We start from the raw sequence: 13,364 nt of genomic DNA, 5'->3' as shown, positions 1-13,364 counted from the left end.
TTGACACGCGGCCCGGCGCGCCGCTCGTCGCGACATGGAGCCTGGCATGAATTCGCCGCCGAGCCGCAAGCCTTCCGCACGCCGGGTTGATGCCACACTTCGCGGCATCCAGCATGCCGCCAACCGATTGCGCGCCGCGCGGCGCAGCCTGCGCGGACTCGACGCGATGCTGCGCAGGCCGGGCACCTACCGTCATCCGGCGGGCAGGATCGTCAGAATCGAAACGCATATATCCGTCGTGTATCTCGCCGGGCGCTTCGCGTACAAGATCATCAAACCCGTCGCACCGGGCTTCGCGGACTTTACCTCCGCCTCGACACGCCAGCGCTGCTGCGAAGCCCAGCTCCGCCTGAACCGGCCGCTCGCGCGAGGCATCTACGCCGGCGTGATACCGATTGCGCGGCGTGCCGGCGTGCTGGCGCTCTGCGCCGGCGGCGTCGCTGTCGAGCACGTGGTCAAGATGCGCCGCTTCGACGAGGCGATGCTCTTTTCGAGCCTCGCGGCAAACGGAGCACTGACGCCGCGCGACATCGACGGCGCGGCGCAGCGGCTCGCCGACTATCACCTGAGCGCACCGCGCAACGCGCCCTCGTCGCGCTACGGCAGCGCGACGCTGGTGCGAACCCAGGTCGAAACCATCAACGCACCGCTGCTGGCCAATTGCAGCCATCCCGCGCTGCCCGGCATTGCCGCGTGGTGCGCGCGACAGCTCGACGAACTCGCGCCGCTGATCGAGCGGCGCCGCGCCGAGGGTTTCGTGCGCGGCTGCCATGGGGATCTGCATCTCGACAACGTGGTTCGCTGGCGCGGCGCCATCGCGATGTTCGACTGTATCGACTTCGACGAAGCGCTACGCTGGATCGACGTCGCGGCGGACGTCGCGTTTCTCGTGATGGACCTGTGCGCGCGAGCCGAACCGCGTCTCGCCAATCGCCTGTTGAACCGTTGGCTGGAAACCTCGGGCGACTATGCGGCGCTGTCTCTGATGCCTTTGTATATCGCCTATCGGGCGCTGGTGCGGGCGTGGGTCGCGTGCCTGAAAGCGGGACACGTGGCCGGCCGCAACGTCGCGGTCCCGCAACCGGCCCTGCGCTACCTCGAAGTGGCGCGGGCGCAAACAGAGAAGCCGCGACCCGTTCTGCTGCTGTGTCATGGCTTTTCCGGTTCGGGGAAATCGGTCGCGAGCCGGGCTCTCGCGGACCTGTGCGGCGCGGTACGCGTGTCGAGCGATGCCGAACGCAAGCGCATGCGGCCAGTGGCCAACGCGCAAATGACGCCCGGCGCCGAGCACTACACGCAAGCTGCGCGTCACGCGATCTACGATCACCTGCTTGGACTCGCGCACGGCGTGCTGCAAAGCGGTCACAGCATGATCGTCGACGCGACCTTTCTCGAATCGAGTCAGCGCGGCACGTTTTTCGCACTCGCCGAACGGCTTAGCGTACCGGCCCGCATTCTCGACTTTCGCGCCGATCCAGCGGTGCTCGCGCAACGCATCGAAGCGCGCCGGCGTGGTCCGCGCGATCTGTCCGACGCGGACACCGCCACGCTCACCCGTCAACTCGCGAGCGCCGACCCACTGACGCCGGCGGAACAGGCGCTGACCTTATCGTTCGACACCGCTGTACCGATGGCAGCGTTCGACTCGCCCGCGTTCTGGCGACCGGTGATCGAGTTGATGCAGCCGGGTATACGAACCGTCGCGGCTGCATCGCGTATTACGGATGCCGCGTGTTAGCCGGGCAATCGGTCAGTGGATAGCGGATCGTGAACGAGCCGCCGATCGCGAAAGCATCGGAGCCAACGGCCCGAAAAGCCGACTAAAATCGACTTGCGTGCGCGAACACGCGTCGATGCCCGGCGATTCCATGCGCATCGATACAGCGCAAAGGCGCGTACTTCGCGATTGCTTCAGGTTTTCCTGCCAATGGACACAACCGGAAGAGATCACCCGATGATCAAGGTGTTGCTGGCCGACGACCACACGCTCGTGCGCGACGGACTGCGCCATATCCTGCAGCAAGCGAACGGTTTCGAGGTAGCCGGAGAAGCGTGCGACAGCGCGACGACGATCGCGCTGATTCGCGCGACCCAGGCACACGTGCTCGTGCTCGACCTGTCGATGCCGGGGCGCAACGGCATTGAACTGATCAAGCAGATCAAGGAGGAAAACCCCGATTTGCGGATTCTGGTGCTGACGATGCACGCCGAGCAGCAATACGCGGTGCGCGCGTTCAAGGCGGGTGCATCGGGCTATCTGACCAAGGAAAGCGCAAGCGCGGAACTGGTCGGCGCGGTGACGAAAGTCGCGTCGGGGGGCGTCTATGTGAGCCTCGCGATGGCCGAACGCTTCGCGCAGAATCTGAACGAGCCGGCCGACACGCTGCCGCATCAGCGGTTGTCCGACCGCGAGTTCGACGTGTTCCGGCGCCTCGTCGAAGGCCAGAGCATCACCGAAATCGCCCATGAACTCTGCGTCAGCGTGAAAACGATCAGCACGCACAAGACGCGCATCCTCGAAAAAATGCAGATGCCGAACGAGAACGGGCTGGTTCGCTATGCGATCCGCCATAAGCTGTTCGACGACGAGAACGATTTGTAGTGCTTCCCTGCCACGGCGCCCGGTGACACGATAACGACACGAACCGCGCGCTTGCGGCCCTGATCCGACAGGAGACTTCGAGATGAGCGATGCCGCGCAACATGATGCCTGGGAAATCGGTGAACCGCACTTCCCCGCCTCCACGCCAGTGGAACAGCAATTGCGCTTTGCGCTGCACTATGCGGTACTCGCGCCGTCGAATCACAACACGCAACCGTGGCGGTTCATCGTCGACGGCGAGACCGTACAGATCTGCGCCGACCGCATGCGCGCGCTTGCCGTGGTCGATCCTTTCGATCGCGAACTTCTGATGAGTTGCGGTGCCGCCTTGTTCAATCTTCGCGTGGCGCTGTGCCGTCTCGGTCTCGCTTATGCGATCACACTGTTTCCAGCGGAAGCGGATCCGGACATCTTGGCGCTCGTGCGCGTCTCGCGCGACGGGCCTCGCGACCCGCACCTCCATGAACTTTTCGACGCGCTGACCGAGCGCGTGACGACACGTGCGCCGTTCGTCGATAACCCCGTTCCCGCCGCACTGCAACGCAAGCTAAGCGACGCCTGCGACGACGAGGGCGCGCTCGCCTGCTGCGTGGAGCAGAAAACCGCGCGCGAGGCGCTCGCGCAACTGATCGCCGATGCGGATCGAGCGCAGTTCGCCGACCCGCGTTTCAGGCGCGAGCTCGCCAGCTGGATTCACCCGCGGCGGCGCGACGATGGCATGCCCGCTTACGGTACCGCTGTGGGCGCGCTGCTCGATTTCGCGGCGCCGCTCGTCAGCATGGCCGTCCGGGTGTTCGATGCGGGTGCGGGACAGCCGGCCACTCATCAGCACCTCGTGGATGGCTCGCCGCTGATGGTCGGTATCGCGACGATGCGCGACGACCGCGAGGCATGGCTCGCGGCGGGACAGGCGCTCGAACGGATGTTGCTGGTCGCGGCATCGGTGGGATTGACCGCTTCCTACCTGAACCAGCCGATCGAAGTGGACGCGCTGCGCGAGCGGCTGCGCACGCTGTTGCGCACGGACGCGTTTCCGCAGCTGCTGCTTCGCGTCGGGCGCGGCCCGCGCGTACGTCATGCGCCGAGGCGGCCGCTCGCCGATGTGGTCTCCTGAAACGCAAGGGAAGCCTGCTCAGCGCAATGCCAGGCCTTCGGCTATACCGTTACCACGATCTTGCCGAACTGCCCGTTGGTTTCGAGGTAGCGGTGCGCGTCGACGATCTCGTCGAACGCAAAGGTGCGATCGATGACCGGCTTCAGCGCGCCGCTTTCGAGGCCTTTGAGCACGAACTCCACCGCGGCCTTGCGGCGCGTCGGGTCGCCACTCGTCAACCAGATGTTGTGCGCCTTCACGGAATTCATCCTGGCGATCATCTGCAGCACCGGCAGCGTCGTGGCACGTTCGTCGAGCGCGCCGTACAGATACGCGATCCCCTGGAAGGACAACGCCTCGATCAGTTTCGCGAAGTTCGGGCCGCCGACCGGATCGAAAGCGACGCGAGCCCCCTTCCCGTCCGTGATCCGCATGATCTCTTCGACAAGGTCCGACTCGTCCGTCACGATCACGTGGGCGGCGCCCGCGTCGAGCAACTGCTGCCTCTTGGCGGCATGGCGCGTGACCGCGATCGACGTCGCGCCCGCGTAATTCGCTAGCTGGATCGCCGCCAGGCCAACGCTGCTCGAAGCGGCCGGCACGACGACATGGTCGCCCGCGCCCACCTTCGCATCTTCGATCAGCGCGCCATATGCGGTCACGAACATCATCCACACCGATGCGGCCTCGGCGAAGGAAAGCGACTTCGGATGCCTGACAACCGCATGCTCCGGCACGATGATGACTTCGCCGTAGGTGAAGTACTGATTCATCGAGAACGACGGGATCACGCTGACCGCGTCTCCGGGTGCGAAATCGACGACGCCCTCGCCCACCGCGTCGACGATGCCGGCCGCCTCGTACCCGAGCCCGGCCGGAAAGCGCACAGGCTCGATGTACCGGTCGGTACGCCACATCGCTTCCGCGCGATTCAGACCGATCGCCTTCACGTTGATGCGAACTTCACCGCGGCCTGGGCCGCGGACCGATTCTTCGACGAATCGAAGCACTTCGGGCGCACCGGCCTCGGAAAACCTGACAGTCCGTGACATCACTACCTCCTGGATGGATTGAGGGTAGAGCAATCTCGCCCGCGTGCACAAAGATGCCGAGGGTATCCCCGATCCTATGCCACTTGGCGACCGAAAGTAAAATTCAATTGACCGACCGGTCGGTTAATTTATACTGCGTCACATTGCCACTTTTTCTGGATGGTGCAGATGTACACCCAATCCCTCGATATCCCCGGCAACGTCGCCCCGCTGGACGCGGATGCGAATTCGCCCGAACAGGCGCGCTTCGACGCGGTCATGGCAGCCGACGGCAAGATCGAGCCGCAGGACTGGATGCCCGACGCGTACCGCAAAACGCTGGTGCGGCAGATCTCGCAGCACGCGCACTCGGAAATCGTCGGCATGCTGCCCGAGGGCAACTGGATCACCCGCGCGCCGAGCCTCAAGCGCAAGGCGATCCTGATCGCCAAGGTGCAGGACGAAGCCGGCCACGGGCTCTATCTGTATAGCGCCGCCGAAACGCTCGGCGTGTCGCGCGAGCAGCTGATCGACGCACTGCACGCGGGCAAGGCCAAGTATTCGAGCATCTTCAACTACCCGACGCCCACCTGGGCCGACGTCGGCGTGATCGGCTGGCTGGTCGACGGCGCGGCGATCATGAACCAGATCCCGCTGTGCCGCTGCACGTACGGGCCCTATGCCCGCGCGATGATCCGCATCTGCAAGGAAGAGTCGTTCCACCAGCGCCAGGGGTTCGATGCGCTGCTCGCGATGATGGCCGGCACCGACGCGCAGCGCGAGCTCGTGCAGCAGGCGGTGAACCGCTGGTGGTGGCCGGTGCTGATGATGTTCGGCCCGAGCGACAAGGACTCGGTGCACAGCAACCAGTCGGCGCAATGGGGCATCAAGCGCATCACCAACGACGATCTGCGCCAGAAATTCGTCGACGCGACCGTCGGGCAGGCGAAGGTGCTCGGCGTCACGCTGCCCGATGCGGAGCTCAAATGGAACGAGGCGCGCGGCCACTACGACTACGGCGACATCGACTGGGAGGAGTTCTGGCGCGTCGTCAATGGCGACGGCCCGTGCAACCGCGAGCGCCTCGCGACCCGCGTGAAGGCCCATGAAGACGGCGCCTGGGTGCGCGAAGCCGCACTCGCCCATGCGGACAAGCAGCGCCAGCGCGCGCAACAGCACGCCGCCTGAGCGGCACGGCGAAACACCCGCGAAAGACCCGCGAAACACCCGCGAAAGATCAGCGAGAGTCAGGAATCAGGAGATCAGCAATGAACAAGGAATGGCCGATTTGGGAAGTGTTCGTGCGCAGCAGGCAGGGCCTCGACCACAAGCACTGCGGCAGTCTGCACGCGGCCGACGCGCCGATGGCGCTGCGCATGGCGCGCGACGTCTACACGCGCCGCCAGGAAGGCGTGAGCATCTGGGTGGTGCCGTCCTCGGCGATCACCGCCTCGGCGCCCGACGAGAAGGCCGAGCTGTTCGAACCGGCGGGCGACAAGATCTATCGCCACCCGACGTTCTACACGCTGCCCGACGAAGTCAACCACATGTAAGCGCGCCATGACCACTATGTCCCCGACCTCTATCACGCCCGAACATCTGCAGTACGTGCTGCGCCTCGCCGATACCGCGCTGATTCTCGGTCAGCGCAACGCCGAGTGGTGCGGCCACGGCCCGATCCTCGAAGAGGACATCGCGCTGTCGAACATGAGCCTCGACCTGATCGGCCAGGCGCGCCTGCTGTACACGCACGCGGCCGCGCTCGAGCAGCAGCTCACCGGCCGTCAGCGCAGCGAAGACGACTACGCGTACTTCCGCGCCGAGCGCGAATTCGCGAACTACACGCTCGCCGAGCTGCCGCACTACGGCCCGCTCGCCGGCACCGCGCAGGCGCAGAAGGACTACGCGGTCACGATCGTGCGCAACTTCCTGTATTCGACGCTGATGAGGCATCTGTGGGGCGCGCTGACGGGCTCCACCGACGAACAGCTCGCCGCGATCGCCGCGAAGTCGATCAAGGAAACGCAGTACCACGTGCATCACGCGGGCGAGTGGCTGATCCGCTTCGGCGACGGCACCGACGAATCGCACCGTCGCGCGCAGGCCGCGCTCGACTACCTGATGCCGTACACGTACGAGTTCTTCAGCGCGGACGCGGTGGAAGACGCGATCGCCGCGGCGGGCATCGGCCCGCGCACCTCGGCGCTGGAAGCCGCATGGCTCGACGACGTGCGCGCCACGCTCGACGCCGCCACGCTGACGCTGCCCGCGGCGCTGCGGCACGTGAGCACCGGCAAGCACGGCGAGCATTCGGAGCATATGGGCTTCGTGCTCGCCGAGATGCAGAGCCTTGCGCGCCAGCATCCGGGCGCGAACTGGTGAGCCCGCGATGACGACCTCGACCGCCCCGCAGCCCGTGAACACCCCCGCCACGACCGCCGCCACCGATCCCGCGCTCACCCGCGCGTGGAGCGTGCTCGAAGCGGTACCGGACCCGGAGATCCCGGTGGTCTCGATCCGCGAGCTCGGCATCCTGCGCGACGTGCGACGCGCGGCGGACGGCGCGCTCGAAGTCGTGATCACGCCGACCTACTCGGGCTGCCCGGCGATGTCGCAGATTGCCGGGGACATCGGCCGTGCGCTCGAGGCCGCGCAACTGACGCCGTACCGCGTGGCCACCGTGCTCGCACCGGCGTGGACCACCGACTGGATCACCGCCGAAGCGCGCGAAAAACTGCGCGTCTACGGCATCGCGCCGCCCACCGGCAACTGCGGTTCAGCCGCGACGTCTGCGCCACAGGAAAAAGTGCTGCGCTTCGTGCCACGCGCGCTGCCCGCACCGGCCTGCCCGCGCTGCGGCTCCGCACACACCGAGCGACTCGCGCAGTTCGGCTCGACCGCCTGCAAGGCGCTGTATCGCTGCCTCGACTGCCGCGAACCCTTCGACTACTTCAAACCGTACTGATATGGCCACCCCGCAATTCCATCCGCTGCGTATCCGCGAAGTACGTCCCGAAACCGCCGATGCGGTGTCGGTCGCCTTCGAAGTCCCGCCCGAACTGCGCGACCAGTATCGCTTCACGCAGGGCCAGTTCGTCACGCTGAAGACGCATATCGACGGTGAGGAAACGCGCCGCTCGTATTCGATCTGCGTGGGTGTCACCGACTACGACCGCGACGGCGAGTTGCGCATCGGCATCAAGCGCGTGCGCGGCGGGCGTTTCTCGAACTTCGCGTTCGACACGCTGCAGCCCGGCCACACGATCGACGTGATGACCCCGGACGGGCGCTTCTTCACGCACCTGAACGCGGAACAGGGCCAGCAGTACCTCGCGTTCTCGGGCGGCTCGGGCATCACGCCGGTGCTCGCGATCATCAAGACGACGCTCGAAGTCGAGCCGCGCAGCACGTTCACGCTGGTGTACGGCAACCGCAGCGTCGACCAGATCATGTTCGCCGAGGAGCTCGAGGATCTGAAGAACCGCTTCATGAACCGCTTCGTGCTGTATCACGTGCTGTCGGACGACCTGCAGGACGTCGAGCTGTTCAACGGCGTGCTCGACCAGCAGAAGTGCGCAGCGTTCCTCGAACAGCTGCTGCCGGCCGACGCGATCGACGAGGCCTTCATCTGCGGCCCCGCGCCGATGATGGATGCGGCCGAGGCGGCGCTCAAGGCTGCCGGCGTGCCGCCCGCGAAGGTGCACGTCGAGCGCTTCGGCACGCCGCTGCCGCAGGCGGGTGTGCCGCCCGTCGAGATCACCGCGGACACGCCCGCGGCCGACCTCGAAATCGTGCTCGACGGCAAGCGGCGCAAGCTGCGCCTGCCGTATCAGGGCGTCAGCGTGCTCGACGTCGGGCTGCGCGCCGGTCTCGCGCTGCCGTATGCGTGCAAGGGCGGTGTGTGCTGCACGTGTCGCGCGAAGGTGCTCGAGGGCGAAGTGAAGATGGAAAAGAACTACACGCTCGAAGAACACGAGGTCCGCGACGGGTTCGTGCTGACGTGTCAGTGTCATCCCGTGAGCGACAAGGTCGTCGTCAGTTACGACGAACGATAAGCGCAAGCGCGTGACACCCCTGTTTTCGATCAGAGTTCCATCTCATGTCTCATTCACTGTTCAGTAAGCACCAGAAGATTCTCAACGAAGCGGTGGCCGCGATCCACACTCGCGGCTACTGGAGTCCGTTCAGCGAAATGCCGAGTCCCAGGGCATACGGCGAAACCGCGGCGGCCGACGGCGAAGCCGCCTTCAGACGTCATCTCGGTCAGCACTTCGAACTCGACCAGCCGAGCAACAACGGCACGGCCGGCAAGGAAAAATCGCCGTTTGGCTTGCAGTTGAACGTGCGGTATCCGAAGCCCGACGCCGACACCCTGTTCGCCGCTGTCGAAACGGCACAAGCCGAATGGCGAAAGGCAGAACCGAAGGCGTGGATCGGGGTCAGCCTCGAGATCCTCGCGCGACTCAACAAGGCAAGCTTCGAGATCGCGCACAGTGTGATGCATACCACCGGGCAGGCGTTCATGATGGCCTTCCAGGCGGGTGGGCCGCATGCGCAGGACCGCGCGCTGGAAGCGATCGCCTACGCGTGGAACGAACTGCGCCGTATTCCCGATGAAGCGTACTGGGAGAAGCCGCAAGGCAAGAACCCGCCGCTGATGATGGCAAAGCACTATACGGTCGTGCCGCGCGGCATCGGCCTCGTGATCGGCTGCTGCACCTTTCCGACGTGGAATAGCTACCCGGGGATGTTCGCCAGTCTCGCCACCGGCAACGCCGTGGTCGTCAAGCCTCATCCCGCTGCGATCCTGCCGCTTGCGATCACGGTCCGGATAGCACGCGAAGTGCTTGCCGAAGCCGGCTTCGATCCGAACGTCGTCACGCTCTTCGCCACCGACCCCGACGATGGACTGACCGTTCAGGCGCTGGCCACCCGTCCGGAAGTTCGTCTGATCGACTTTACCGGCAGTTCGGCCAACGGCTATTGGCTCGAACATCATGCGCGGCAAGCCTCCGTCTACACGGAAAAGGCCGGGGTCAACCAGATCATCATCGATTCGGTGGACGACATCGGGCCCGCCGTTCGCAACATCGCATTCTCGCTCGCGCTGTACTCGGGGCAGATGTGCACCGCGCCCCAGAACATCTACGTGCCGCGCGACGGCATCAAGACGGCGCACGGCGTCATGTCGTTCGACGCCGTTGCGGCAGCGCTCGTCGAGTCGGTCAACAAGCTGACAACGGATGCCGCCAAGGCAGTCGAAGTGACCGGAGCGATCCAGAACGCCGGTGTGCTGACGCGCATCGAGCGCGCCCGCAAAGTCGGCACCTTGCTGCTCGACAGCCGCACCCTCGCCCACCCCGAGTGGCCGGATGCCGAAGTGCGCACGCCGCTGCTTGCGCGACTGGACGCCCGCAAAGACGAAGCCACGTTCGCGGCGGAATGGTTCGGCCCGATAGCGTTCGTCGTCGCGACGGACTCGACCGCCCAGTCGGTCGAACTCGCGGGCCGGATTGCCAGGACCCGCGGCGCACTGACGTTGTCGGTCTACAGCACCAGTGAAGAAGTGGTCGACGCCACCTACGAGGCGGCACTGCGCGGTGGCGTTGCGCTTTCCGTGAATCTGACGGGCGGCGTGTTCGTGAACCAGTCCGCGGCCTTCTCCGATTTTCATGGCACCGGCGGCAATCCGGCTGCCAACGCATCACTCACCGACGCGGCTTTCGTCGCCAACCGGTTCCGCGTGGTCCAGGTCCGGCGCCACGTGCCGCCGAGCGAACCCGCCCATGTCTGATCGCACCGCGCAACCCTGTTGCGGATGCAAAGCCTGAATCGTTCAATATCTCTACCGGAAAACACCATGACCGAAGCCTTTATCTGTGATGCCATTCGCACTCCGTTCGGACGTTATGCAGGCGTACTGAAGGACGTTCGCGCGGACGACCTCGGCGCCGTGCCGATTCACGCGCTGATGCAGCGCAATCCGTCGGTGGACTGGCAGCAGGTCGCGGACGTCCTCTACGGATGCGCGAACCAGGCCGGCGAGGACAATCGCAACGTCGCACGCATGTCCGCCTTGCTCGCGGGCTTGCCGATCGACGTCCCCGGCTCCACGATCAACCGCCTGTGCGGCTCGGGGATGGACGCGGTGGGCAGCGCCGCGCGCGCGATCCGCGCGGGCGATGGCGATCTTTACATTGCGGGCGGCGTCGAAAGCATGACGCGCGCACCTTTCGTGGTCGGCAAGTCGGCGACGGCGTTCTCGCGCTCGGCCGAAATCCATGACACGACGATCGGCTGGCGCTTCGTCAATTCGCTGATGCGCAGCCAGTACGGCGTCGACTCGATGCCCGAAACCGCGGAGAACGTGGCCGACGACTTCGGCGTGGACCGCGACTCGCAAGACCGCTTTGCGCTGCTCAGCCAGCAACGCGCTGCACGCGCTCAGGCCGACGGCACGCTGGCTCAGGAAATCACCGCAGTGCGCATTCCCCAAAGGAAGGGCGAGCCCCTCGTGGTCGATCGCGACGAACATCCGCGTGAGACGTCGCTCGAGGCGCTGGCAAAACTCAAAGGCGTCGTGCGCCCCAACGGAACGGTGACGGCGGGGAACGCTTCGGGTGTCAACGACGGCGCTTGCGCGCTGCTCATCGCAGGTGAAGAGGCAGCGAAGCGCAATCATCTGACGCCGCGCGCCCGCATCCTCGGTATGGCTACGGCGGGCGTCGAGCCGCGCATCATGGGCATCGGACCCGCACCGGCAACCGAGAAGCTGCTTGCGCGCCTCGGCATGACGCTCGACCAGTTCGACGTGATCGAACTGAACGAAGCGTTCGCGTCGCAGGGTATCGCGGTGCTGCGCCGGCTCGGCGTCGCGCAAGACGATCCCCGCGTCAATCCGAACGGCGGTGCGATCGCGTTGGGCCATCCGCTCGGCGCTTCGGGTGCCCGGCTGGTCACCACGGCGACCTACGAACTCGAACGCCGCAATGCACGCTTCGCGCTTTGCACGATGTGCATCGGCGTTGGCCAGGGCATCGCGATTGCAATCGAGCGCGTTTGAGCGGAGCCACTAGCATGTCGAACGCATTGAAGACTTCCACGATCGTCGGCATCGTCGGCGCGGGCGCGATGGGTGCGGGCATCGCCCAGGTGGCCGCGCTCGCCGGACACCGGGTCGCGCTGTTCGATCTCGATGCCGCTACGGTCGCCAAGGCCATTAAGGGCATCGCCTCGAATCTCGCGAGGCTCGTCGACAAGGGCCGCCTCGACGCGACGGCTGCCGCTCAAGCGAACGGAAGGCTGTTTGCGGTCGACCAGCTCGCCGCGATGCGCGATGCGGGGCTCGTCATTGAAGCCGTCGCCGAACGGCTGGAAGTGAAGCGCAAGATTTTTGCCGAGCTCGAAGAGCACGTGGACGACGCCTGCATTCTCGCGACCAACACTTCGTCGATTTCGGTCACGGCGATCGGTGCGACGCTGAAGATTGCTTCGCGCCTCGTGGGCATGCACTTCTTCAATCCCGCGCCCGTGATGGCGCTGGTCGAAGTGGTCAGTGGCCTCGCCACATCGGCGGACGTCGCGAGCTGCGTGTACGAGACGGCCGCCGCGTGGGGCAAGACACCTGTCTACGCGCGCTCGACGCCCGGCTTCATCGTGAACCGCGTGGCGCGTCCGTTTTACGCCGAAGGTCTGCGGCTTCTGAACGAGCAGGCAGCGAGTGCGGAGTCGATCGATGAGGTGATCCGCGAGGCAGGCGGCTTCCGGATGGGACCGTTCGAACTGATGGACCTGATCGGACACGACGTCAATTTCGCGGTCACCGAATCGGTGTTTCGCGCGTATTTCAACGATCCGCGCTTCACGCCGTCGTTGATCCAGCAGGAACTGGTCAACGCGGGTTTTCTGGGCCGCAAATCGGGACGTGGCTTCTACGAATATGGTCCGAACGCCACGCGCCCGTGCCCGCGGCTCGCGCCGCCCACGGATTCTCCGCGGATCGTCAAACTGTTCCCGCAGTCCGGCGTGATCGCGCGGCTTCAACAACGGCTGCTGGATGCCGGACTCGTTACAGCGACGATGCCCGAAACGGAACGCGTCGACGGTGTGGTCGCCCAGATTGACGACGCGCTGCTGCGACTGACCGACGGGCGCACCGCGACTCAATGCGCCCACGACATGAATCACGACAACGTGGTGCTCGTCGATCTCGCGCTCGACTACGCCGGCTGCAGCACGGTCGCGCTCACCCGTGCGCGGCAATGCAGCGATTCGGCCTATGCGGCTGTCGTCGGCGCGATGCAGGCGGCGGGCTACGCGGTCGTGCCGATGGCCGATGTGGCCGGCATGATCGTGATGCGGACCGTCGCGATGCTCGTGAATGAAGCGGCCGATGCAGTCAACCAGGGCGTGTGCACGGCCGCGGATCTCGACCTGGCGATGGAAAGAGGCGTCAACTATCCGTTGGGCCCGCTGCAGTGGGCGGATAAGGCGGGCGTCGCTGTGTTCTCTACGGTGCTGAGCAATCTCTGCACCCATTACGGTGAAGACCGGTACCGCGTTTCACCGCTACTAGCCGCACTGTCGTGGTCGCGTGCGTCATGGCACGCCCGCCCTGCCATCGACAGCGCAGCCTGAC

At 65.6% G+C, this 13,364-nt stretch carries 12 protein-coding genes; 11 read left to right on the top strand and 1 reads right to left on the bottom strand.

Going from position 1 to position 13,364, the window contains the following annotated elements:
* Positions 1-46 precede the first annotated feature (46 nt).
* The 3 genes from VSR82_RS17635 to VSR82_RS17625 all read left to right on the top strand — a co-directional run bounded on the left by VSR82_RS17635 (position 47) and on the right by VSR82_RS17625 (position 3,716).
* A complete protein-coding gene (locus VSR82_RS17635) occupies positions 47-1,738 on the top strand; it encodes a bifunctional aminoglycoside phosphotransferase/ATP-binding protein (RefSeq protein ID WP_498857963.1) in 1,692 nt (563 codons plus the stop codon).
* Between the two features lie 216 nt (positions 1,739-1,954).
* Positions 1,955-2,602 (top strand): response regulator, encoded by a 648-nt coding sequence (locus VSR82_RS17630; protein WP_410851751.1) that lies wholly within the window; start codon positions 1,955-1,957, stop codon positions 2,600-2,602.
* 82 nt (positions 2,603-2,684) lie between these two features.
* On the top strand, positions 2,685-3,716 hold the full coding sequence (locus tag VSR82_RS17625; RefSeq protein ID WP_429462452.1) for an Acg family FMN-binding oxidoreductase: 1,032 nt from the start codon (positions 2,685-2,687) through the stop codon (positions 3,714-3,716).
* A gap of 41 nt (positions 3,717-3,757) precedes the next feature.
* Here the strand turns inward: VSR82_RS17625 and VSR82_RS17620 are convergent, their stop codons facing one another.
* Positions 3,758-4,747 carry a zinc-dependent alcohol dehydrogenase family protein gene (locus VSR82_RS17620; protein WP_429462454.1) on the bottom strand — a complete coding sequence of 330 codons (990 nt, stop codon included), beginning with the start codon at positions 4,745-4,747 and terminating at the stop codon, positions 3,758-3,760.
* A 168-nt stretch (positions 4,748-4,915) separates the two neighbouring features.
* Between VSR82_RS17620 and paaA the strand changes: the two genes are divergently transcribed.
* The 8 genes from paaA to VSR82_RS17580 all read left to right on the top strand — a co-directional run bounded on the left by paaA (position 4,916) and on the right by VSR82_RS17580 (position 13,363).
* Complete coding sequence (paaA, locus tag VSR82_RS17615; protein ID WP_410853325.1) at positions 4,916-5,914, top strand: 1,2-phenylacetyl-CoA epoxidase subunit PaaA; 999 nt, start codon at positions 4,916-4,918, stop codon at positions 5,912-5,914.
* An 80-nt stretch (positions 5,915-5,994) separates the two neighbouring features.
* Complete coding sequence (gene paaB / locus VSR82_RS17610) at positions 5,995-6,279, top strand: 1,2-phenylacetyl-CoA epoxidase subunit PaaB (protein WP_410853326.1); 285 nt, start codon at positions 5,995-5,997, stop codon at positions 6,277-6,279.
* 16 nt (positions 6,280-6,295) lie between these two features.
* Complete coding sequence (gene paaC / locus VSR82_RS17605) at positions 6,296-7,108, top strand: 1,2-phenylacetyl-CoA epoxidase subunit PaaC (RefSeq protein WP_429463614.1); 813 nt, start codon at positions 6,296-6,298, stop codon at positions 7,106-7,108.
* Between the two features lie 7 nt (positions 7,109-7,115).
* Complete coding sequence (gene paaD, locus VSR82_RS17600) at positions 7,116-7,691, top strand: 1,2-phenylacetyl-CoA epoxidase subunit PaaD (protein ID WP_410849977.1); 576 nt, start codon at positions 7,116-7,118, stop codon at positions 7,689-7,691.
* 1 nt (position 7,692) lies between these two features.
* Positions 7,693-8,781, top strand: a complete 1,089-nt coding sequence (paaE, locus tag VSR82_RS17595) for a 1,2-phenylacetyl-CoA epoxidase subunit PaaE (protein WP_013094343.1) — start codon at positions 7,693-7,695, stop codon at positions 8,779-8,781.
* A gap of 44 nt (positions 8,782-8,825) precedes the next feature.
* On the top strand, positions 8,826-10,520 hold the full coding sequence (paaN, locus tag VSR82_RS17590) for a phenylacetic acid degradation protein PaaN (RefSeq protein ID WP_498857962.1): 1,695 nt from the start codon (positions 8,826-8,828) through the stop codon (positions 10,518-10,520).
* Between the two features lie 66 nt (positions 10,521-10,586).
* Complete coding sequence (gene pcaF / locus VSR82_RS17585) at positions 10,587-11,789, top strand: 3-oxoadipyl-CoA thiolase (protein WP_498857961.1); 1,203 nt, start codon at positions 10,587-10,589, stop codon at positions 11,787-11,789.
* Between the two features lie 14 nt (positions 11,790-11,803).
* Positions 11,804-13,363, top strand: a complete 1,560-nt coding sequence (locus VSR82_RS17580; protein ID WP_498857960.1) for a 3-hydroxyacyl-CoA dehydrogenase — start codon at positions 11,804-11,806, stop codon at positions 13,361-13,363.
* Position 13,364: the final 1 nt, after the last annotated feature.

It is taken from the genome of Burkholderia sp. JPY481, assembly GCF_038900515.1.
Taxonomy (GTDB): domain Bacteria; phylum Pseudomonadota; class Gammaproteobacteria; order Burkholderiales; family Burkholderiaceae; genus Paraburkholderia; species Paraburkholderia youngii.
Note: the sequence above shows the minus strand (reverse complement) of the source record. Positions and strands in the feature narration are given on the sequence as shown.